This window comes from Bacillus sp. ISL-7, assembly GCF_018613065.1.
The window spans coordinates 40021-62138 of sequence record NZ_JAGGQW010000049.1 but is presented as its reverse complement, the minus strand read 5'-3'; the positions used below and the strand labels follow the sequence as shown (position 1 = coordinate 62138).

General features: G+C 38.6%; 22 protein-coding genes and 1 pseudogene. 3 read left to right on the top strand and 20 right to left on the bottom strand.

The features are described 5' to 3' along the window. Positions 1–69 precede the first annotated feature (69 nt). The 5 genes and pseudogenes from J7E66_RS20465 to deoD all read right to left on the bottom strand — a co-directional run bounded on the left by J7E66_RS20465 (position 70) and on the right by deoD (position 6146). Positions 70–984 (bottom strand): CobW family GTP-binding protein, encoded by a 915-nt coding sequence (locus J7E66_RS20465; protein ID WP_215003227.1) that lies wholly within the window; start codon positions 982–984, stop codon positions 70–72. A 75-nt stretch (positions 985–1059) separates the two neighbouring features. Beyond that, entirely contained in the window at positions 1060–2553 is a 1494-nt protein-coding gene (locus J7E66_RS20460) for a lmo1851 family serine protease (RefSeq protein ID WP_483861499.1), read from the bottom strand. Positions 2554–2799: 246 nt separating this feature from the next. Next, the gene (gene copZ, locus J7E66_RS20455) at positions 2800–3006 is read right to left on the bottom strand and encodes a copper chaperone CopZ (RefSeq protein ID WP_088088662.1); all 207 of its coding nucleotides are present in this window, start codon (positions 3004–3006) and stop codon (positions 2800–2802) included. Between the two features lie 21 nt (positions 3007–3027). Then, positions 3028–5214, bottom strand: a pseudogene (locus J7E66_RS20450) (heavy metal translocating P-type ATPase); the annotation flags it as partial. A 227-nt stretch (positions 5215–5441) separates the two neighbouring features. Continuing rightward, entirely contained in the window at positions 5442–6146 is a 705-nt protein-coding gene (gene deoD, locus J7E66_RS20445; RefSeq protein WP_168244803.1) for a purine-nucleoside phosphorylase, read from the bottom strand. A gap of 153 nt (positions 6147–6299) precedes the next feature. Here deoD and J7E66_RS32340 point away from each other — a divergent pair, with 153 nt between their 5' ends. Next, positions 6300–6428: a hypothetical protein gene (locus J7E66_RS32340; protein WP_088088665.1), complete on the top strand. Its 129-nt coding sequence runs from the start codon at positions 6300–6302 to the stop codon at positions 6426–6428. A gap of 39 nt (positions 6429–6467) precedes the next feature. On the opposite strand, the gene J7E66_RS20440 is transcribed toward J7E66_RS32340, so the two are convergent. From J7E66_RS20440 to J7E66_RS20425, 4 genes are all read right to left on the bottom strand, one after another. Further along, positions 6468–6779: a YodL domain-containing protein gene (locus J7E66_RS20440; RefSeq protein ID WP_214712540.1), complete on the bottom strand. Its 312-nt coding sequence runs from the start codon at positions 6777–6779 to the stop codon at positions 6468–6470. A 189-nt stretch (positions 6780–6968) separates the two neighbouring features. Then, positions 6969–7739 carry a sporulation protein gene (locus J7E66_RS20435; protein ID WP_215003221.1) on the bottom strand — a complete coding sequence of 257 codons (771 nt, stop codon included), beginning with the start codon at positions 7737–7739 and terminating at the stop codon, positions 6969–6971. Between the two features lie 11 nt (positions 7740–7750). After that, the gene (locus tag J7E66_RS20430) at positions 7751–8551 is read right to left on the bottom strand and encodes a serine/threonine protein kinase (protein WP_215003219.1); all 801 of its coding nucleotides are present in this window, start codon (positions 8549–8551) and stop codon (positions 7751–7753) included. Between the two features lie 396 nt (positions 8552–8947). Beyond that, positions 8948–9121, bottom strand: coding sequence for a YozD family protein (locus J7E66_RS20425; RefSeq protein WP_066256754.1), 174 nt, complete (start codon positions 9119–9121; stop codon positions 8948–8950). A gap of 194 nt (positions 9122–9315) precedes the next feature. On the opposite strand from J7E66_RS20425, the gene J7E66_RS20420 reads away from it, so the two are divergent. Continuing rightward, positions 9316–9483: a hypothetical protein gene (locus J7E66_RS20420; protein ID WP_215003218.1), complete on the top strand. Its 168-nt coding sequence runs from the start codon at positions 9316–9318 to the stop codon at positions 9481–9483. 8 nt (positions 9484–9491) lie between these two features. On the opposite strand, the gene J7E66_RS20415 is transcribed toward J7E66_RS20420, so the two are convergent. The 10 genes from J7E66_RS20415 to J7E66_RS20370 form a co-directional block, all read right to left on the bottom strand. Beyond that, a complete protein-coding gene (locus J7E66_RS20415; protein ID WP_215003217.1) occupies positions 9492–10187 on the bottom strand; it encodes a hypothetical protein in 696 nt (231 codons plus the stop codon). Between the two features lie 126 nt (positions 10188–10313). Beyond that, a complete protein-coding gene (locus J7E66_RS20410; RefSeq protein ID WP_210427180.1) occupies positions 10314–10538 on the bottom strand; it encodes a YozE family protein in 225 nt (74 codons plus the stop codon). Between the two features lie 138 nt (positions 10539–10676). Beyond that, complete coding sequence (locus J7E66_RS20405) at positions 10677–10961, bottom strand: YokU family protein (RefSeq protein ID WP_088088672.1); 285 nt, start codon at positions 10959–10961, stop codon at positions 10677–10679. 26 nt (positions 10962–10987) lie between these two features. Then, positions 10988–12412: a lysine 2,3-aminomutase gene (kamA, locus tag J7E66_RS20400; RefSeq protein ID WP_215003216.1), complete on the bottom strand. Its 1425-nt coding sequence runs from the start codon at positions 12410–12412 to the stop codon at positions 10988–10990. Between the two features lie 122 nt (positions 12413–12534). Continuing rightward, positions 12535–13929 (bottom strand): sigma-54 interaction domain-containing protein, encoded by a 1395-nt coding sequence (locus J7E66_RS20395; protein WP_215003244.1) that lies wholly within the window; start codon positions 13927–13929, stop codon positions 12535–12537. A gap of 66 nt (positions 13930–13995) precedes the next feature. Then, positions 13996–14850: a putative beta-lysine N-acetyltransferase gene (gene ablB / locus J7E66_RS20390; protein ID WP_215003215.1), complete on the bottom strand. Its 855-nt coding sequence runs from the start codon at positions 14848–14850 to the stop codon at positions 13996–13998. Positions 14851–14987: 137 nt separating this feature from the next. Then, on the bottom strand, positions 14988–16241 hold the full coding sequence (locus J7E66_RS20385; RefSeq protein WP_215003242.1) for a peptidase: 1254 nt from the start codon (positions 16239–16241) through the stop codon (positions 14988–14990). A gap of 45 nt (positions 16242–16286) precedes the next feature. After that, on the bottom strand, positions 16287–16952 hold the full coding sequence (locus J7E66_RS20380) for a 3-oxoacid CoA-transferase subunit B (RefSeq protein ID WP_214712531.1): 666 nt from the start codon (positions 16950–16952) through the stop codon (positions 16287–16289). Then, positions 16937–17629 carry a CoA transferase subunit A gene (locus J7E66_RS20375; protein ID WP_088088678.1) on the bottom strand — a complete coding sequence of 231 codons (693 nt, stop codon included), beginning with the start codon at positions 17627–17629 and terminating at the stop codon, positions 16937–16939. Before J7E66_RS20375 ends, J7E66_RS20380 begins: the two co-directional genes overlap by 16 nt. After that, on the bottom strand, positions 17630–18982 hold the full coding sequence (locus J7E66_RS20370; protein WP_215003214.1) for an aspartate aminotransferase family protein: 1353 nt from the start codon (positions 18980–18982) through the stop codon (positions 17630–17632). A 122-nt stretch (positions 18983–19104) separates the two neighbouring features. On the opposite strand from J7E66_RS20370, the gene J7E66_RS20365 reads away from it, so the two are divergent. After that, entirely contained in the window at positions 19105–20457 is a 1353-nt protein-coding gene (locus J7E66_RS20365; protein WP_374103870.1) for a TrkH family potassium uptake protein, read from the top strand. 33 nt (positions 20458–20490) lie between these two features. Here J7E66_RS20365 and J7E66_RS20360 read toward each other — a convergent pair whose 3' ends face one another. After that, positions 20491–21957 carry an NAD(P)/FAD-dependent oxidoreductase gene (locus J7E66_RS20360; protein WP_215003211.1) on the bottom strand — a complete coding sequence of 489 codons (1467 nt, stop codon included), beginning with the start codon at positions 21955–21957 and terminating at the stop codon, positions 20491–20493. Positions 21958–22118 lie beyond the last annotated feature (161 nt).

The following is a 22118-nucleotide window of genomic DNA, read 5'->3' as shown; positions in this document are numbered from 1 at the left end:
AAAATCTTTGCTACATTAAAAGAGTTACCTGAAGAGGAAATTATCATTCATTCAATCATGGTATTTTTCTTACTTTTCAAGATTTTCTAATTGTGTTTCAATCCCATTCCAATTTATACCTTCACCAATAAACACAAGGTTTAATCGCATATTCATGTCTTCTTTTAGATAAATCGGCATGCCATAAGAAAACTGAAATAAAAAAGGCAGGTCCGAATGATCAAACTTAACATAGCCCTTTATTCGGTAAATTGTATCTGGTAAACGTTTTAAGAAATTCTCAAATTCAGCATGGCTAATGGCAGTTTTAAATTGATAAACAAATGTCGTTAAATTTATAGTTACTCGTTGTGACTCTTTCTTTTCCTTTTCAAAGGATACAGAAAGTTTTCTCAACTGTTCAATTGACACCTGTGAATAATTAGTAAGAAGGCATCTTGCATAAGAATTAATGGATTGAATCTCGAATATAATCTTTGCTTGCTCATTCTCTTTTAATTCATTCATTTTGTTGATAATAATGAAGTCAGCATGCCTTACTTGCTCAAGGATCAATTGCTGGAGCTGGGGACTTAAGGATTTTCTTTCCATCCATCTCTTGCCATCGACTGTTGTTAGGATGCCTTTAATCAATAATTTATCTGCAAACAATGGGGAAAGGATAGCATCCAAAACCTCCACAGGATGGGCAGCACCGGTTGTTTCGATATATATCACTTCTGGTTTTTCATCTAATAATAATCCTTGCAACTGGGCTTCAAGTTTGTCTTGGATGGAGCAGCAAATACATCCTCCTAACAATTCTTTTAAGGAAACATCATCCCCCTCAACTGCATCAGAGTCTATGGAAACCTTACCTAATTCGTTCATCATGACAGCTGTTTTTCTTCCTGACCTTTGTTCATCTTCTAACAATCGTTTTAAAAGGGTGGTTTTCCCGCTTCCCAAAAATCCTGATAAAATATAAACCTCAGCTTTTTTCATCCTCAATTCCCTTCCAATGGTCATTAATTGTACTCTAAAAAAATGACCCAACTCCGGGGAGTCGGGTTACTTTTTTTATTTCATCGTTCCCTTTAATACTTTAATCGCTTCTTGCATTTGTGTATCACTTGTTTTTATTTTGTCCCTTAATAACTCCATTAGTTTCATGGTGGAATCACCTTTTAAAACACCATTGACTGGGAGTTTTTGAGCTTTTTGGAAGGCAGTAACGGCATCTTTTGTCTTTTGATCGAAAAATCCATCTGTCCGACCTGGATCATAACCAATCGCTTTGAGCATTTTTTGGGCAGTTTGAACTTCCGTAGATGATGTAGATAGTCTCAGTTCCTTATCGGGATTAATAATTGTTAGAGTTGCATATTCAGGCAGGGCTACTGCTACATCAGGATTTATCCCCTTTTTATGAATCCAATTCCCGTTCGGTGTCAACCATTTTGCCGTGGTGAATTTAAGATTTGAGCCATCCTTGAAGTCAGAAGCAGTCTGGACTGTTCCCTTACCAAAAGACTTCTCTCCGACTAGCTTAACACCAGCAGATTCTTTTACAGCTGCGGCAAGTATTTCTGATGCACTGGCACTCCCTTTATCAATTAAAACAACCAAAGGAAGATTTGGGTTCCCTTCATTTTGAGAAGGATATTCCTTAATCTTTCCATTTCGGTCTTCTACTTTTAAAATAAGTTTCCCTTTTGGAACGAACATGCTCGAAATCGAGATGGCTTGGTCCAATAAACCTCCTGGATTTTGACGCAAGTCTAAGACTAGACCCTTCATTCCTTTCCTATTCAAGTCATTCAAGGTCTCAACTAGTTCCTTCGACGTATTACTAGAAAAGCTCGTAATTTGAACTTTAGCAATCCCGTCTCCCACCATTTCACCATAAACAGTTTCAATTGGTATCTCATCACGGATAATTGGCACAGTCATTGGAGCTGCTGTGCCAGGGCGTTGGACAGACAACTCAACCTTTGTACCCTTTTTCCCACGAATTAGTGTTACTGCTTGAGTAGAATTCATCCCTTGGAGGCTTTTTCCATTAACGGACATAATCATGTCATTTGGCTTTAAGCCAGCTTTTTCCGCAGGAGATCCTTTTATGGGAGACACAATCACGATGTGCCCATCCTTTTCCTGAATTTCAGCGCCAATCCCTTCAAAAGATGAAGAAATGCTGCCATGAAAGCTTTCTGCTTCTTCATTACTCATATAGTCTGAATAGGGATCATCCAGCGACTCCACCATCCCATTTATTGCACCATTAATGACCTTTTTTTGATCAATATCCTTAAAATAACCACTTTTCAATGTATCATATGCTTCATAGAGTTTATCAAATTCTGGTCTTTCTGTTCCAACTGTAACGACCTTTTCTTCTCCAAATGCTAGTGCAAACGTTGTAATTCCCGCAGATAGAAACACAACCATAAACAACAGCATGATAAAATGGAATTTTTTTAAACGTATGTGTCCTGATTTGTTTGCTGATCCTTGCTCTTGTTCAACGTTTGATTCTTGCGCTTTTATCTGTTCAATTTTCTCGTCTTCCAAATCCTTCACCACTTTCATTATCCATAAAAATAAGAAATGATCCAGCGAAAATTTTCTTATTAGGTGCTAGATGGATTTCCAAATTTTCAAAAGCTATTATCAGATACTTTTAAAAAATAACCCTTAGTGATTAGAATAACATCTTTCGTATAAAATTAACAAAGAAAAGTTAATGAAATTATAATAAGATCACAAATAAATTTTCACAATAAACGGCACCTACCAAATGGTAGGTGCCGTTTATTTTTATCCTACATCATAACCTTGATCTTCGACGGCTTCTTTAAGCTTCCCAACTGAGGCTTTGCTTAGATCATGACCAACCATAACCTTGCCATCTTTTAATGAAACATTAACTTCTGTTACACCTTCTAAATTGAGAAGTGCTGTTTTCACTGCCTTTTCACAATGTCCGCATGTCATTCCTGTAACCTGTAATGTTGTTTTCTCCATGAAAATTACCTCACTTTATATTTATATTTTCACTCGCTTCAAACGAAGGGCGTTGGACACTACTGATACTGAACTAAACGCCATGGCTGCACCAGCAACCCAAGGGGCTAACAAGCCAAGTGCCGCAATTGGAATCCCCCCTGAATTATAAACAAGCGCCCAAAAGAGGTTTTGGCGAATATTTTGCATCGTTAATTTACTTAAACACATTGCCTTTGGAATCAAGGTTAATTCCCCGCCAAGAATTGTTATATCAGCAGCTTCAATCGCTACATCAGTACCCGTACCGATTGCAATTCCTATATCAGCTACGACAAGGGCTGGTGCATCATTTATTCCATCGCCAACCATGGCCACTTTTAGACCTTGCAGCTGTAGTTCTTTGACATGATTGGCCTTTTCCTCGGGAAGGACTTCTGCAATTACATTAGTAATGCCGACTTGATTCGCAATCGCTTTAGCCGTACGTTCATTATCACCAGTTAACATAAACACTTTAATTCCTAATTGGTTTAATTGCTGAACCGCCATTTTAGCTGTCTCTTTTACTGTATCGGCAACCGCAACTACACCCATAATACTGGAATTTATGGCAATAAACATAGCTGTTTTCCCTTCGTTCTCCAATCGGGTTAGGTCTTGGTCTCCCGTAATGCTGGGAATATTTTTTAGAGCCATAAGTTTACTGGTGCCTACAAATATTTCATCATCGCCTATTTTTGCTTCAATTCCATAACCAGGTACTGCCTTAAACCGTTTGACAGGCAGGGTACTTGATCTTTTTTCAATCCCATATTTTACGATCGCTTCGGCAAGTGGATGTTCAGATGACTTTTCTGCTGAAACGAGGTATTGGAGTACTTTTTTCTCGTCCTGATAGGCTATAAAATCTGTTACTGTAGGATGTCCTTTTGTGATCGTGCCGGTTTTATCAAGGACGATTGCATTAATTTTATGGGCTGCTTCTAAATGCTCTCCACCTTTAAAAAGAATCCCCATTTCAGCTCCTTTACCTGTACCAACCATGATAGATGTTGGAGTGGCTAGTCCTAACGCACATGGACAAGCTATAACAAGAACAGCAATCGCTGTTTCTAATGCAGAAGGGAAATCTCCAGGATTCACAAAGAAGTACCAAATTAAAAAAGTAAACATTGAGATTGCAAGCACAACAGGCACAAAATAACCTGAAATTGTATCTGCTACCCGTTGGATTGGGGCTTTGCTGCCTTGGGCCTCTTCGACAATTTTAATTATTCCAGCAAGTGCTGTATCTTTGCCAATCTTCAATGCTTTTATGGTCAGGGTGCCATTCTTATTGATCGTTGAACCAATGACTTTGTCCCCAACAGATTTTTCCACTGGGATTGACTCACCGGTTATCATTGCTTCATCAACAGAAGATTGCCCTAAAGTTACTATTCCATCGACAGGAATTTTTTCCCCTGGCTTAACTAATAAGTTGTCAGAAACTTTCACTTCCTCAATTGGAATTTGAAGCTCCTTACCTTCTCTTAGTACAGTGGCTTCTTTTGCTTGGAGACTTAACAACTTCGATATGGCAAGCGTTGTTTTCCCTTTGGCCATCGTTTCAAATAATTTCCCTAATAGAATTAATGTAATCAGTACAGCACTTGTTTCAAAATATAGATGTGGCATATAGTTAGTGTTACCAATTGTTTTCATTCCTTCAGCTAAGCTATAAAAATATGCTGCTGATGTTCCTAACGAGACAAGGACATCCATATTAGCACTTTTATTTTTCAGGGCCTTAAAAGCACCCATATAAAACTGACCACCTATATAAAATTGCACAGGCGTTGCCAAAAGTAATTGAAACCATGGATTCATCAAAAAATGTGGCATTGGTAAACCAAAATCAACAGGCAAATGGGAAAGCATCGTATATAGAAGCGGTATTGACAGAATTACCGACAGAAGAAATATACGTTTTTTCTGTTTAATTTCCGCATCTTTATGCTGCTGTTTGGTATCCCTGTGAACCTTTTCTGTTGCTTCATAACCAAGATTTTCTATTTTAGTAATAATATCATTACTTGAAACCAGTTCTGTATCGAAAGAAATAGCTGCACTTTCCATTGCCAAATTGACATTTGCCTCAACACTGTCCATTTTATTGAGGACTTTCTCGATTCTCGTTGAACAGGCAGCACAGGTCATTCCAGAAATGTCTAATTTGAGCTGCTCTTTCATTTGGATCACCTCTTTTATATGTATACCCCCGCAATGTATATTTGGTCAAAGGATTTCTACCGAAAATAATACTATATTTAATTTAAGCCTAATTTTGACGTCTTTCGATGATTTTTGTCACAGAAGAGTTTTGTTTTTTATTTATTCTCCATTTTGGTAGTGAGTTCCTGTTAATTACTAAAATAAAAAGCCTCATCCTATTTGGAAAAGGCTCATGTTGATTATTCTTTTATTGCTGCTTCTAAAGCTACTTCTATCATATCGTTAAAGGTTAATTGTCTTTCTTCGGCTGTTGTTTCTTCACCCGTTAAGATGTGATCACTAACTGTTAGAACGGAAAGTGCTTTCCGATCAAATTTAGCGGCTAATGTATATAGGGCGGTGGTCTCCATTTCGATCGCCAGGATTTGATATTTAGCCCATTTTTCAAGTTCAGCGTTATCATTATAGAATGAATCTGCTGTAAAAATATTTCCTACTTTCAAGTTAAGTCCTTTTGCCACCCCTGCATCATATGCCTTACGAAGTAAATCAAAGTTTGCTGTAGGGGCAAAATCGACATGACCAAACGTTAAACGATTCATATTTGAGTCGGTTGAGCTTGTCATTGCCAAAATGACATCACGAACCTTTACATCTTTTTGAATGGCTCCACATGTTCCAACACGAATTAGATTTTGGACATTATAGCTTTGCATAAGTTCATTAATATAAATAGAAATGGAAGGAACACCCATTCCAGTTCCTTGTACAGAAATTCTTTTTCCTTTATACGTCCCAGTAAATCCGAACATATTACGAACTTCGTTGTAACATTTTGCATCATCTAGAAATGTTTCTGCAATATATTTAGCCCGAAGCGGGTCTCCTGGCAGTAATACTGTTTCAGCAATTTCGTTTTCCTTCGCACCAATATGTACACTCATCTATATTCCTCCAATCAATAACTACAGCCGTATTAAAACTGTTTTCATTGACAATATATCATAAACAATTTCTAATGAGAAACTCTGCAATGAAACAGACATGAATTTATTATTTTGTGGGAAGCTATTTTTAAGATTGGAGGGAGATCATTCATGGGTAAAAAACATCGAAGCCGCACTAATTCACCGAAGAAAAATAATCACATCCCTGCTGAGGCCATTGTGGCTGAACATGAAGCACATGCAAAAGAGCACAATGCAACTGGTGGAAGAAAGCACTAAGCTAAAAAACCTAAGGAATATTGTCCTTAGGTTTTTAACTTACAGAAGTACTATTCTGTTAATAGGAAACCAACCACCAGGTTTTAATTGATAATAATGCTGTCCTCCCCTGCCTTCGTCAATTAACACAATATCCCCGGTTGAGAGAAATCTGCCTTGATAATCTGCAGGGATTCTGTCAGTTACATTAAAGCGGCTGAAAGTTTCCTCTAAGCATTGCACCCGGCTATTTGCTGGAATAGTGGTTCGAAAAACCTCTTTATGCCCTTTATTTTCACGGTATTTTGGAGTTTGAAAGATCGTCACATCATATTGTATACATGCTCTTTTTGTTAATACTTTGATCATCATATACCTCCAATTATTAGAATTAATTGCTTATTCTAGTAATTAGCGATGGACATTGTCGATTCCTTCTTGAAAATCCCATTATTTTTGTCGAATTGCACTTTTTTTATCCAGCAAAGATGATTTTTGTCGAATCAAGCGTTTCAATAGACATAAAAACAATAGGACCAAGATGGCCCTATTGTCAGGATTTTATGAATATCGTTGAATTGCACTTTGAATTTTTTGTTGTAAATTCGGGATATCTGCATTTGAAACTGACAAGCGTACATTGGTCTCATCTGCACCCATTGCCTCTGAAAACAATCCTGATAGCCCTCTTGCCCGACGGTCCACTTGGAACATGATATCAAGCATGCCATTTCCAGACGGGAAGAAAACTACTTCTAGTTCATCTAATCTGCCACGAAATAATCCTGCAGTAGGTACAAACTCAAATTCTTGAAAAAACGGTAAACGTCCCCGTAATCGCCGCGGTGCTTCTTCACAATCGGCTTCTCGAATCCTAAATCCTAAATTATCAATAGCATTAAACACAGCAGACATAAGTGAGTTAGGGGCAACTTTTAGATAATCTTTATCGCTTGGGTCCACACCGCCTTTAATATCTAGACCGGTAGTTACCCAAATCTTTGACCTGCCAATGGAAAGCGGCGTATCCAAAGGAAGTTGAAAGGAAAATGGAATGTCTTTTTTCTCATTTGCACGAATGACAAAAGGAGTAGTTAATCGAAACTTTTCGATCGCAGCAGTGACGGTATACTTTTTGTCATCTGACTCTCTTAAATAGGTGGTATTTAAGGTGAGATAAATCTCATCAACCTGCTGATCGATCTTGCCTCCTTTAATTTCAACTACTCCGTTAACAGTCTCCCCCGGCATATAAGTATCTTTTTCAAGCTTTGTGTCCACTGCTGCTGACCCAATTCCTACGCTGGCAAATACTTTGTTAAAAAAAGACATTTTTTCTCCCCCTAGATTAAGTATAAATTTATTATTTCAGCTCTTATTTGGGCACAGTTTTCATATGCTGGTTCAATCTGTAAGAGCTTTCTAATTATGTGTTTGGCCTGGTTCGAAATTTCCAATTCCTCTTCCCAGCTTTTTTCCTGTTTGTGTTGTGGAAAAGTAAAATTTGAATACAGCAAAAACAATAGGAAATGTCCCAATCCATAAAAATCCGCTTGGCAGTTAACCTCTTTACGGATATTGTTTTCCTTTTTTGTTGTCTGAACTGCTGTTTTAAGATTAAGATGTCTTCCTAACCCTAAATCAATTAGCCTAATCTTAGCACCATCCGAAATGACATTCGGGATTCGGATATCTCTGTGGATTATTTTATGATTGTGCAAATATTCAATCGGATTTAGTAATTCATAGACGATTTGAAAAGCTTCTTTTTCAGAGACTTTCTTTCCTTCAGCAAAAATAAGCTGTTCAAAGTTCATCCCCTCAATAAATTCCATTGTGTAAAAAGGAATGTTGTTAAAGGTACCACCCTCAAAATACCTTGGAAAACCAGGATGTTCAATCGAACTTAAGAGTTCTTTCTCATAATCAAAGTCAATTCGACCCGATTGCGTTAATCTTTTATGGAGTCGCAAGGCTTTTAGAACCTTTTTTTGCTTTGATTCCAGATCATAAACCAAGTAACTATGACCGTAACCACCTGCTCCGAGATGTCTAATGACCTTGTATCGATCAGCGATGAGCTTATCATTCGGGAACAGTTGTTCAAATAAATTGGAAAATAGGAATGCAATTTTTTTTATCATGAGAAGGGCACCTTGCTAGCTGCTAAAAAAACTTCTACTTTTATACTTCTTTTTATAATGATGATGTCCTAGGTTGTTGTGCTTATAATGATTTCTTCTCTTCCAGGCATCACTTGAAGAGCTATATTGATGGTGATGGTGAAGCTTACTTTTGAAAATTAATTTAAGGATTTTTTTTAACAATTCTTTCCCCTCCTTAGCTTCGTAAACATTCATACGTTTAGAAAAAATAAAGGTTTCATGATTAGCGAAATTTACTAAATATGATGACCAATGCTCTTTGGCTAAAGGTTTTTTTAACGAGCACAACAAAAAGCGAGCACCGAATGCTCGTCTTCTGTATTAATCTATATTAAAAGGAAAAGACTATTTCCTTCTATTTGATTAATTAATTTTTTATTCATCCTCTTCTTCTTCGTCGATAATACTCTTCTCAATTAAATATTCGAAAGTTATGTCTGCAATTTCCTCTAATTCTTCTTCACTAGGAACGTATCCCCTTTTTACAAGCTCATGAAAGAAAAATTCGGCAATCTCTTCAGTATCAATAAATACTTCAATTTCTCTCATAGCATCGCCCCCTTTTTAGAGAATGTATGATGTACATGGCTTTTTCATGCTATTTACTTTAAGGACTTAACTGAATATCCATTTCCAAAGTGAACGAGGATTTATTAACCCCTTAAATTTCAATAAGAGATGAAGTCTTTTTTGGATTGGACAAGCATAGGATGAATGAAAAGAACTTTCCCTGAGGTGATATGATGTTAAATTTACAATTAAAATTAGAGGCATGGATAAATGATGTTAATCGGGAGGATGGTCTCACCCTCCAAACATTTGAGAAGATTCTAGATGTGATGTTTTTTCTTATTAAATGGGCTGGTATCCCGTTTGTTGTTTATTTACTATTTGAAATTTCGAGGTGGTAGCTTCTTTCTTAGACGTGACTCTTGCCATCGTTACTGACAAGACTTTCCAATTTCCGAAGAATCACACGCATTACTTGATAATATTCCTGATCCTGAAACATTTCATATAAAATCCGGTAATCATTAAATATGTCCAATAAGTTGTCAATTAATTCCTTTTTTTCCTTTTTTCGTTCAATTTCTTCGAATTCTGCTTTTCTAATAATGTTCTGGACTTTTGGATTATCGACTGCCTTTTCCTGCTTATTCACTAAGTATAGGAGACCCAGTTTTTGAATAAATGTATCAGCATTTTCAGCATCTGCAACAAGTGTCAATTCTTCTTCACCAGCTTCAAGCCATTCACCATCACTTACCCTTGATAGCTCATAAATGACATCTTCCCAGGCATCTTCTTTATAACGCCAAATTTCTGTACGGAAGCCTACAACTTTAAACAAGTCTGCACCATAACCGCTTACTTGAACTAAATCGCCGAAGAAAAAATTATATTCGATGTCAATTTGTTCTTGTTCCATTACAACGCCATCGAATTCTGATAGTAATTGTAAGGCGGATTCAATGAATAATCCGTCACTTTTGTTTACTTCATATACGTACTTCCCGTCTAGCCACTTTACATCTGTTACCTTGCCAACTGTTCCATAGATTGTAATCACGACCGTATCACCGATCTTATACTTCGGTTTTTTTCTATTTCCCATTTCCTCCCATCCTCTCAATAATAAGTCGTGAATTTTGATTACAATAGTATATGCGCCGTTTAAATAAAAGCGCATGTGAATTGTAAAATGAAAAAATCGCCTCATTTCTGAGACGATCACATTGTTCTATATTTTGCTTTCAGTAATCAAATATTGCTGCCATGCCTCATCAAAAACGGACATTGATTCTAAGTATTGACCATTCAGTTCTAGATAAGAACTTAACTCATGATAGTCCTCGGAAGTTTTCGGAAAACTATGATCTAAATAGGCATGATTGGCAAAGTCACTAATAGCATCCTTTGGAGCAGGATGCCTATATTTCATTAAAAAATGATAAAATGATTTAATCATATATAAACGCCTTCCTCATCCAGATTCACTATATATATATTTCTTATGAAATACTATAACGGATACTATGGTAAGCGTCCAGCGTTTAGACATACCATAAAGCATAAAAGCAGCCTACAATTGAGGCTGCTTTCATTATGATGAAAAGTCAAAGTAATTTTTCTTTAATAACCTTGGAACCGCCATTAACTCTTCGAAGCTGACCACTTTTCCAATCAGTTTACAATCAATTAAATACAACTGATTCTCTATTTCTTTTACAATTGGTTCGCTTTGATAAATCATTGCACAATCAGGGCAGGAAAAGGTGGGGGTTTCCGAGATTTCAATCGCTCGCGTCCCATCTGGCAGCTCCCAAAAAACTGAAGTGGTTACTCTTTCTACATTTGTGCTTGAACACCATTCACATACGGTTTCCAATTACACTCCTCCTATTCCTTCAACATCTAGGCTGATGTTCCATCCGTTTTTGTTTCCTGACTACCTGCTTCTTTTTGAGACAATGCTTTAAATTTCTTATCCTTTAATTCATCCCGTTTGCTGCGCTTATCCTTTAACGTCGTGTGTGCCGGGTCTTGGTAATAATCCTTACGGCGATTTAACCTTGTTAATCCCTCTGGAACAAGGTTAAAGTGTTGATCATTCATAATACCTGAGATTCCTGTAAGAGACCTTTTCGCTTCCATATCAGGGTAAACCTCTTGAAAATAACCCTCTGCCCTTCCAGGCACATAATTTTCTGGCTCTGGGTATGAGGTGATTACGCCTTCAAAATTCCGAAGGACCACTTTCTCTGGACTTTGCGAGATCAAGTAATTCGGCTGAAGGGCAATTTTACCCCCTCCACCTGGTGCATCTACGACAAAGGTCGGTACGGCATAGCCAGAAGTATGTCCGCGAAGCCCCTCGATAATTTCAAGTCCTTTCGAAACAGGTGCCCTGAAATGACCGATCCCTTCAGATAAATCACATTGATAAATGTAATAAGGCCGGACGCGAATTTTGACAAGATCATGCATTAGTTTTTTCATAATTGGCACACTGTCATTGATTCCTGCAAGGATAACAGACTGGTTACCAACTGGAACACCGGCATTGGCAAGCATTTCGCAAGCCCTTTTTGAGTCCTCGGTAATTTCGATCGAAGTATTAAAATGAGTGTTCAACCAAATTGGATGATATTTTTTCAAGATATTACAAAGGTTTTCGGTAATTCGCTGCGGGAACACAACAGGTGCTCTTGTCCCTATCCGGATAATTTCAACATGATCAATTTCCCTCAGGTTTTTAAGGATATATTCCAAAATATTATCATTAATCAGCAGGCCGTCCCCGCCAGAAATTAATACATCTCTTACCTGAGGAGTTTGCCTGATATATGAAATAGCTGCATCCAGCTGCTTCTTCGGAACACCCATGCCAATTTGCCCTGAAAAACGTCGCCTTGTACAGTAGCGGCAATACATCGAACACTGATTGGTAACAAGAAAGAGAACTCGGTCCGGATAGCGATGCGTTAACCCAGGGACAGGTGAATCTTCATCCTCATATAATGGGTCCTCCAGATCATATTTAGTTTTATAAATCTCCTTCGAAATAGGCACAGACTGCATTCTGATCGGACAACGTGGATCATCAGGATTCATTAAGGAAGCATAATATGGAGTAATATTTAAGGGGATGGTTTTTGTAGAAATTCTTACACCCTCCTCTTCATCTGGAGTTAAATGGATCACCTTTTTTAAATCATCTAACGTACGGATCGTATTCGTTAGCTGCCAAAGCCAATCGTTCCACTGCACTGAAGTAACATCTTTCCAAAGTTCTATATCTTTCCAATACCTTAGTGGTTTATATAAAAATTGTTTCACTGTAAGTTCCTCCCATCTTGCTTCACTAAAATAATATGCAAGAAATGTGCCAATGTCATAAGAAGGCTTAGAACTTACCCTTTTAGTTTTTTGCAAAAAAAAAACGCCGAAAACTCGGCAGCTTAGTCTATTATTTTTTTCAGTTTATATTGTAAGGTTTGCCTAGGAATCTCTAAAAGCTTCGCTGCTTGGTTAATGTTCCCTTCAGATAATTCAAGGGCATTCAAAATTAGATCCTTCTCTAATGTTTCAATATTTTTCCTTAATGATAGACTTTCCATTCCGACATTATTAGTTGTGGTTGTGCTTGGAAGATGTCTTAACATGCTTGGTAAATCGTTATACTTCAACTGCTTTTCTTCACACACATTCATCATGTATTCAATCGTATGTTTCAGTTCCCTTACGTTACCAGGCCATGGATAATTCATAAAAAATAGCTCAAGTTTCTTCTCATATCCGCTAATATTTTTATAGAGTTTTTGATTAAATCCCTTGATAAAATGATCTGCTAAAAAAAGAATATCTTCTTTTCTTTCTCTTAAAGGGATGAGTGAAAAGGTAAATACATTTAATCGATAGTAAAGGTCCGCACGAAGCGTATGATCTTGAAGGGCCTTGCTTGGAATGACATTCATGGCTGCAATTACGCGCACATCCACAGAAACACTATGCGAACTTCCCACTCTTCTTACCATTCCATCCTCCAAAACCCGTAATAATTTCGCTTGAAGTTCTATCGGCATCGTATGTAATTCATCAAGGAATAGCGTTCCGCCATCTGCAAATTCAAATAACCCTTTACGGTCTACTGCCCCCGTATAGCTTCCTTTAGCCGTACCAAACAGGATACTTTCTAACAGTGTTTCAGGAATGGCGGCACAATTTTGAGCAATAAACGGTTCAGATGAGCGAAGGGATTCATGATGCACTCCTTGAACAAATAATTCTTTCCCTGTTCCAGACTCGCCGTAGACGAGAATAGGGGAATCCGATTTCGCCAGTTTCTTAGCCTCATTTTTGATGCTCTGAAAGGGTGGATTAACCGTCAATAGATCATTTAATGTATAGTTTACCTGCCTGTTTACCTTCTTTTTACTGTTTTTCTTTAAACCCTTTTGTAAATCTAATAGTCGTTCCGCAAGTAGTTTCATTCGGGAATAATCTTTCGCTATTTCAACCGCGCCAATTATTTCTTCCCCGAGAAAGATTGGCAGGGTTGTATTGATGGTATCAATTCTTGTCCCATGCAAATTCATATAAACCTGTGTTTGGTTGTAGATCGGATGTCCCGTTTTAATTACTTTTAGCAAGGTACTGGACTCTTCCGTTAGGGAGGGAAATGAGTCAATTAAATGCTTTCCCTGCACTTCCTTTACGTCCATCCCATCGTGCTTTGCTGCCACTGCATTATAAAAAATTGTCTTTCCCTCAGTATTGACCACATGAATTCCTTCATCAATCCCTTTTAGAATGGCTGTCAGAACTTCTTGCGTTAAAGCGGTTAACTGAACCATTTGATTCACCTGCCCATCCTTCCAATTTAACAAGGTGCCGAAAAATTGGCACGGTAAGCCGAAATTTTAGCAGTTTGCCAGATTCTTTACCCACATATTCATATTTTCAAGCTTGTCATAGATAAAGCAATTATTCATCAGCCTGCCCCGATACGAATATCCCAGCTGAAATAAAACTGCATTCATCCCAAAGGATAACGATCTAGCAATCGAATAGGCACAAAAGATTCCCTTCCTTTTCAACTCAGCTTCAAGTTCCTGAAGAATAATTTTCATAAGCCCATATTTCCGATGTTCAGATAATGTTGCACAATCCGTTAACTCTGCATTTTTATAAAAAGAATTCACTTCGGCTGAAGCTGCACTGACTATTTTTCCTTGAAGGAAAAAAGCGTAATAGATGGTCCCATCCTTGATGGTCTTTTTTATATATTCCGGTTGATGCAAAGGGGTTGGGTAAATTTGAAACACTTGCCCGTACAGTACCGCAAGTTCCACAGCACTGCTCTCGTCGACCTTTCGTAATTCATATTCATTTGGTGGATATCCTTTCTGAATCGACGTGTCTAATTGATATATACTGTTGACCATCTCGTCTTCGGTCACCCAATGATCATTTTTCTTCCGGTCTGGCGTGTAATACTTTGAAAAAAAATGGGCATCTGAGCCAAGAAAATAGCGATCAACAACAGCTTCTGGCTGTAGACCCTTTTCCAAGAAACTAAGAAAGTCTTCATTTCTGACTTTGACAATTAACTTTTCAGCCTTGTGCTTTGCTGCGAGCTCTTCCGCTCGTTCAATTAGCAATTTTGTATTTCCACGATAATCATCCACACGAATACGTTTATTAAATGGATCAAGATATATTTCAAGAAAATAGCTTTTTTCCTCTAGAAATATAGTGGATGCCGTTTGATTCATCGAGTTCACCCCATCGGTAAATGATAATTTCACTAGCATTCTCGAAAAAATGTCTGGCCTAGATTAGCCAGACATTCCCACTAGGTCGGTATAAATCAATTATAGCAATCTTTTGATCAATAAATGGAAAAATCTGTTTACTCTGCCGCCTCACACCATTTTAATAAAGTAAGAGCAATAATCTCACTTGCGATAAACATATCTTCGAGAACAATATGCTCATTGGCGTCATGTGCTGTTTCTGTTATCCCAGGTCCGAAAATGACCACGGGAGTATTACCAATATTAGAAAGAATACCGCCGTCTGTTCCCCAAGGGCTTGCCTCGATGATAGGACTACTACCCTTTACTTCTATAAAACTCTTTGTCAATTCATTCATTAATGGATGGTCATTTTCAAGACTTCCTGGCAGCCACCTGCCGCCAAACCATTCTATCTTAAGAGGATTTTCCCTGAGCCACTTATCATTTTCACTTATTTCTCTCAAGCAAGCTTCCATTTCAAGTTGTGCTGATTGAATCGTTTCTTCCGGAGAAACTCCCATTCTCCCCTCAATAATTGCGGTGTCAGGCACCGAAGAAGGCCATTCGCCGCTTGAAAGCTTTCCAATATTTATTGGAATAGGAATGGGGATTTTTTCAAAGAGAGGATCAGTAATCCTAGCATTTCTATCGTTCTCTAACTGTTGTAATCTTTGAATGACTACTAGTGCTTTTTCAATTGCGCTTACACCTTTATACCTGGTTCCTCCATGGGCTGCTCTGCCTTTCACGGTAATTCTGAACCACATTGAGCCCTGCTGCTTCGGGAATATCTTCAAATTGGTCGGTTCTGGAATAATGGCCCCATCCGCATGGTAACCTCTAAGAACGGCTGCTAGGGTACCAGCTCCGCCGCTTTCTTCTTCAATGACACTTTGAAAAATAACATCCCCTTTTAGTTTAATATCATTTGCAATTAAGGACTCAATCGCCATTATCAGGGCAGCATTCCCACCCTTCATATCCGTCGCGCCTCTTCCATAAAGCTTGCCACACTCAATAGTCCCGCTAAATGGGTCATGTTTCCAGCTTAATTCATCCCCGACTGGGACCACGTCAATATGACCATTTAAAATCATCGATTTGCCGCCGCCTGTACCTTTTAACACAGCTACTAGGTTAGGATTCCCGCCGAAGTTCTGACGGTCACAACAATAAGCAGGGTGGGAATTTAATTCATCACCACCGATTTCCCAAATATCGAGTGCTAATCCTAACTGTCGGCATTTTTCAATAATAATCGCCTGGGTACTACTTTCGTTCCCCCGAGTGCTGTTTTCTCGGACAAGGATTTGTAAAAGTCTTGCCCCTCGTGCTCGATTCTCTTTTATCCATTGTTTTATGCGCATTTCATTATTGTCCAAACGATTCACTCCTTTTAGAAATGATTCAGCTTAATACGGAATCATACGAACAGTTTCTCGTATCTTAAATTCGCACCCGGTTTTGTTGACAACAGTTTCTAAACTGTAGGGCGCAAACAATTCTGTTAATAGTAAACCCTCTTCAGATACACTGAAAACAGCTAGATCAGTGATAATTAAATCGACACAGGCTGAGGATGTTAATGGTAACGTGCATGATGTGACAATTTTGGGTCTACCTTGTTTATCACAATGATTCATGACAACAATGACTTTCTTAGCTTTTTGAGCAAGTTCCATCGCTCCGCCCATCCCTGGAACCTTCTTTCCTGGGACAATCCAGTTAGCAAGGTCGCCCTTTTTACTGACCTCTAGCGATCCTAAAATCGTTATATCCACTCTGCCCCGGCGAATCATTCCAAAAGAAATTCCACTATCACAATAAGATCCGCCCTTGTTTAGCGTGACTGGAAAACCTCCTGCATTACATAAGTTTTCATCTTCTTCTCCCTTTACTGGGGTAGGTCCCATGCCGGTAATGCCGTTTTCAGCGTGAAACATCACATTTGTCTCGGTTGATAGATGGTTCGGAACGAGCGATGGAATCCCAATTCCAAGGTTGACAACCATTCCCGTTTGAATTTCCTCTGCAGCCCTTTTAGCCATTTGATTTCTCATATCTACTGCCATGCCCATTTCCAATTCACCCCCTTAGATGGAATGACATAATCTACAAACACTCCTGGTGTAATGATGGCATCGGGGTCAAGACTACCAAGCGGGACAATTTCCTCTACTTCTGCTATCGTGATATCCCCTGCCATAGCAACGAGCGGATTTGTATTGCGGGCACTTTTGTCATAAATTAAATTCCCATACTCATCTGCCTTTTTCGCATAAACAATCGACACCTCAGCCGTTAAAGCTGTTTCAACAAGAAACTTCTTATCTCCTAGAGTAAAAAATGGTTTGTTTTTCGTAACCATTTCATTGTCCGTACCGATATCTGACAATATCGCTGGCAGGCCAACACCGCCCGCGCGTATTCTTTCTGCTAATATTCCCTGTGGTGAAAACTCTACCTCCAGCTTTCCCTCATGCATGAACTGGCCAGCAAAGGGATTGGAGCCAATATGAGAAGCAATTACTTTCGCTGCCCTTTGTTGACTGACTAATTTCCCTATGCCAATTTGCGGGAATCCCGTGTCGTTCCCAATTAAAGTAATATTACGAACTCCTTTTTCAAGAATACCATCGATTAATGCCGGCGGAGAGCCGACCCCGCCAAACCCGCCAAACATCAATGTCATTCCGTCATGAAAATATTCCATAACAGCTGCTAAGGTTGTAATTTTTCTGAATGGATTTTCCATTTACATCACCCCTTCCCCTACATTCAGTTGGTTAGAAAAATCTTCAAATGTTTCTTTTAATAAGTGGACCAATTCCTCCATTTCTTTTTGAGTGATAGTAAGTGGAGGAGAAATAATAATAGAGTCTCCGTTTATCCCATCAATGCCAGCACCAGCTGGATATACAAGCAGTCCTTTTTCCTTTGCAAGAGCTACAATCCTTTGTGTAATCTGGGCGTTTCTAGGGTAGGGTGTTTTGGATTCCACTTGTTGGACAAACTCTATTCCCAGTAATAGCCCTTTGCCTCGGATATCACCAATAAACGTGAAAAGTGGTTTTAATCCTTCAAGTTGTGCTCTTAAATAGGCACCCTTACTTTCAACCTCTTGAATAATATTGTTTTGTTCTAAATATTCGAGAACAGCTAAGGCAGTTGCACAAGCCTGTGGATTGGCACTTAAGGTATGGCCGCTCATGACCACCTTTGTTCCTGCCATTATCGGCTCGATGACTTTTTCGGTTGCAACAGCAGCTGCAATCGGTGCGTAGCCTGCACCCATCCCTTTTCCTAATGCGACAATATCAGGATTGATTCCCCACTGTTCACTCGCAAGCATTGTGCCAGTCCTGCCACAGCCAGTCATAACTTCATCAGCGATAAAAAGAATGTCATAATCCTCACAGATTTTCTTTATGACCTTGTAGTAATCTTTTGGCGGGGCAATTGCTCCGCCTGCAGCTCCGATGACGGGTTCTGCGATAAAAGCGGCGATTTGTTCGGCGCCAATCCGCTTAATAGCTGTTTCTAACTCATGGGCACATAAATAGCCACAGTTAGGTGCCTCGAGGTTATAAGGGCAACGGTAGCAATACGGGGGATTAATGACAGGGAAATCCTCTAAAAGTGGAACAAATCTTGCTCTCCTCCCTGTATGACCTGACATCGAAAGAGCACCTAGGGTAATCCCGTGGTAGCTTACCCATCTTGATAAAACCTTGGTTTTCGTTTGAACACCCTTTTCCTGCCAATATTGAATCGCCATTTTCATGGCCGTTTCAGTTGCTTCAGAACCGCTGTTAACGAAAAAACACCAATTGAGATCTCCTGAAAGCATATTTGCAATTTTTTTCGCTAAATTTTCAGCTGCTTCACTCGTAAATTGTGATCGATACACAAACGAAACTTTTTTTGCTTGTTCATTCATTGCTTCAATAATCTCTGTTACACCATGACCAATATTGGCAGTTACAGCGCCGGAAGCAGCATCTAAATACCTTTTTCCATCCATATCAAATAAATAAATTCCTATGCCGTAGTCAATCACAGGGTAAGTGTCATCGAGTATTGGTTTTATTAGAAACGAATGATCCATAGGGAAACACTTCCTTATTAAATTAGGCAGGCCTTATAGAAATTGTATGAACTTTTACTTTTCAAGATGATTAATATAAAATTACTTTTAGAATTATAGAAGGAAAGGATCCTATGAGCACAATAAAAAAAATAAAGTTAAAAACGAAAGATATTTCAACCATTCAATTAATCGTTATTTTTTATTTATCCGCATTAATCGTTTCTACTCTTTTATTAAAAATCCCAATGGCTCACCGTCCAAATGTTTCACTACGTTTTATTGATGCGATGTTTACCTCCGCTAGTGCGATCAGTGTAACCGGTTTAAGTGTCATTTCAATTAAGGATACCTTTAGTAATTTTGGAATCTTTCTCTTATGCTTAATTCTGCAATTGGGAGGCTTAGGCGTTATGTCCTTTAGTACATTCCTATGGATTATGTTGGGTAAAAAAGTAGGCTTAAAAGAAAGACAACTGATTATGATTGATCAAAATCAATCCAACCTAGCTGGTTTGGTCCAGCTGGCAAAACGGATCCTGATTATCTTTATTTCGTTTGAATTTGTGGGGGGAATTATCTTAGGGATTCGCTTTTTAAACTATTTCGAAAGCCCATTGTCTGCTTTTAAACATGGATTTTTTTCATCCATCAGCGCCACTACCAATGCGGGATTCGATCTGACGGATGCGTCACTCAGTCCCTATAGTGAGGATTATTTTGTTCAGACGATAATAATTTTGTTGATGATTGTTGGGGCAATTGGCTTTCCCGTGATGGTTGAGGTTTTTGAATTCTTTTTAAGCCTAAATAGAAGGAAGAAATTTCATTTCACCTTATATACTAAGTTAACCACTATAACGTTTGTCCTCCTTACCATAGCAGGTGCATTTTTGATTTACTGTTTTGATAGTCAACACTTTTTTTCTGATAAAAATTGGCATGAATCCTTTTTCTACTCTTTATTTAATTCCGTAACAACTAAAAGTGCTGGATTAGCAACAATGGATATCAATGATTTTACTCCGAGTAACCAACTTTTCCTGTCGATATTAATGTTTATTGGCGGTTCACCGAGTAGTGCGAGCGGGGGCATACGAACCACCACGTTTGCCATTGTTATTTTAGCGATCATATTTTACGCACAAGGAAAAAGCTCAATCAAAATCTTTAGACGTGAACTGCTAAGTGAGGATGTCCTTAAATCATTTATCGTAATCGCGACCGGAGCATTTTTATGTTTGTTCTCCATTTTAATCCTATCGATTACAGAACATGGCACTGTGATAGAGGTTATTTTCGAAGTATCTTCTGCTTTTGGCACCAATGGATCATCGTTGGGTTTAACACCAAGACTTACTACCTTTGGACAAATACTCATCATTATCCTGATGTTTATTGGAAGAGTGGGCATTGTTACCTGTTTACTTATCTTAAGAGGCAAAGGCAGCAAGGAAAAGTTCAACTATCCGAAAGAAAAGGTTACCATTGGTTAAATATAAAAAAAATAACCCGCAAAAATTTGCGGGTTAGACAAGAATGGTTTCCTGGGTTCGTTCAGTTTTTGCCTTTTTTATAATGTCCCGAGCAATCCAGACTCCGCATGCACTTGCTTGTGCAAGACCACGGGTAATCCCCGCTCCATCGCCACCGACATAAAGTCCCCTGATTTCCGATTCAAAACGGTCGTTTAAGCGTGGTCGCGCCGAATAGAACTTAGCCTCAACACCGTAGAACAAGGTATGCTCTGAAGCAAGTCCTGGTGTCACCTGATTCAACGCCTCGGTCATTTCTATTAAGCTTTTTAACGTATTATACGGAAGAACTAACCCAAGATCACCGGGGACAGCCTCTTTTAATGTCGGCTCAAGGAAACCTTCCTTAATCCTTTTTGCAGTAGATCTTCTGCCCTTTAAAATATCTCCGTATTTTTGGACGATTAGTCCGCCATTTGAAAGGCTGTTTGCTAAGCGGGAAATTTCATGTGCATATTCATTCGGCTTATCAAATGGATCTGAAAACGTATGGGAAACAAGTAAGGCAAAGTTTGTGTTCGGACTGCCAAGTTTCGGATCTTTGTAGGCATGTCCGTTGGCAAGCATAATCCCGGAATGATTTTCAACCACCACATGCCCAGATGGGTTACTGCAAAATGTTCGTACAGTTGTCCCAACAGATGTATTAAAAATAAATTTCCCTTCATACAAATGCTCATTGATTTCCTGCATGACAATATTGGATGTTTCAACACGAACACCAATATCTACTTGGTTACTTATCATGTGTAATCTGCGCGATTTTAAGATACCAGAAAGCCATTTAGAGCCATCTCGGCCTGGTGTAATGACCACCTTATCCGCATAAATATTTTGGTCCCCTTTTAGATTAATTCCTTTCACCACAAGCCCATCTGTTGTTTTTTCAGTTATTAAATCCACAACTTCTGTTTTATAAGACATTTCAATCTTTGTCTTTAAGTATTCGTAGATACTTTTCATGATTTCAAGATTTTGTTCAGTCCCTAGATGGCGTACCTGTGCACGTAACAACTTTAATCCAGCAGCATAACCGCGGCGTTCGATGTTTTTTACTTCATCTGTTAATGGGTCAGTAATGCTCGTGGTTGCACCATGCTGTAAGTTGATTTCATCAACATAACGAATTAACTCAACTACCTGAGAATCCGGAAGATAATCTGTCATCCAGCCGCCAAATTCACTTGTGATATTAAACTTTCCGTCCGAATAAGCACCTGCTCCACCAAAACCATTAGTAATCGAACATGCCGGAAGACACCCAGCAAATTCTTTTCTCCCAGCTGCCGGAGGACATTTCTCAATTTTCTTTTGTAAAATCGGGCAATTTCTCCGATAAATATCATGTCCTTTATCCACTAATAGAACCTTTGCGTTCGGCATTTTTAGTGTCAGTTCATAGCAGGCAAATATCCCTGCAGGGCCAGCACCCACTACTATCACATCATATCTCGTATCCATTGTCCAATTACCTCCAAAGTCATTTTACTCAACATTTGTAAATATATCAGACTAATTTTGTTCCGTCAACAATAAATACGAACTATTTTTTAAAAAAATATTCTATCGTTCGGATTTCGCTCGTTTGTCAGAAAATTATATAAAAAGGAAATGGCTGACCC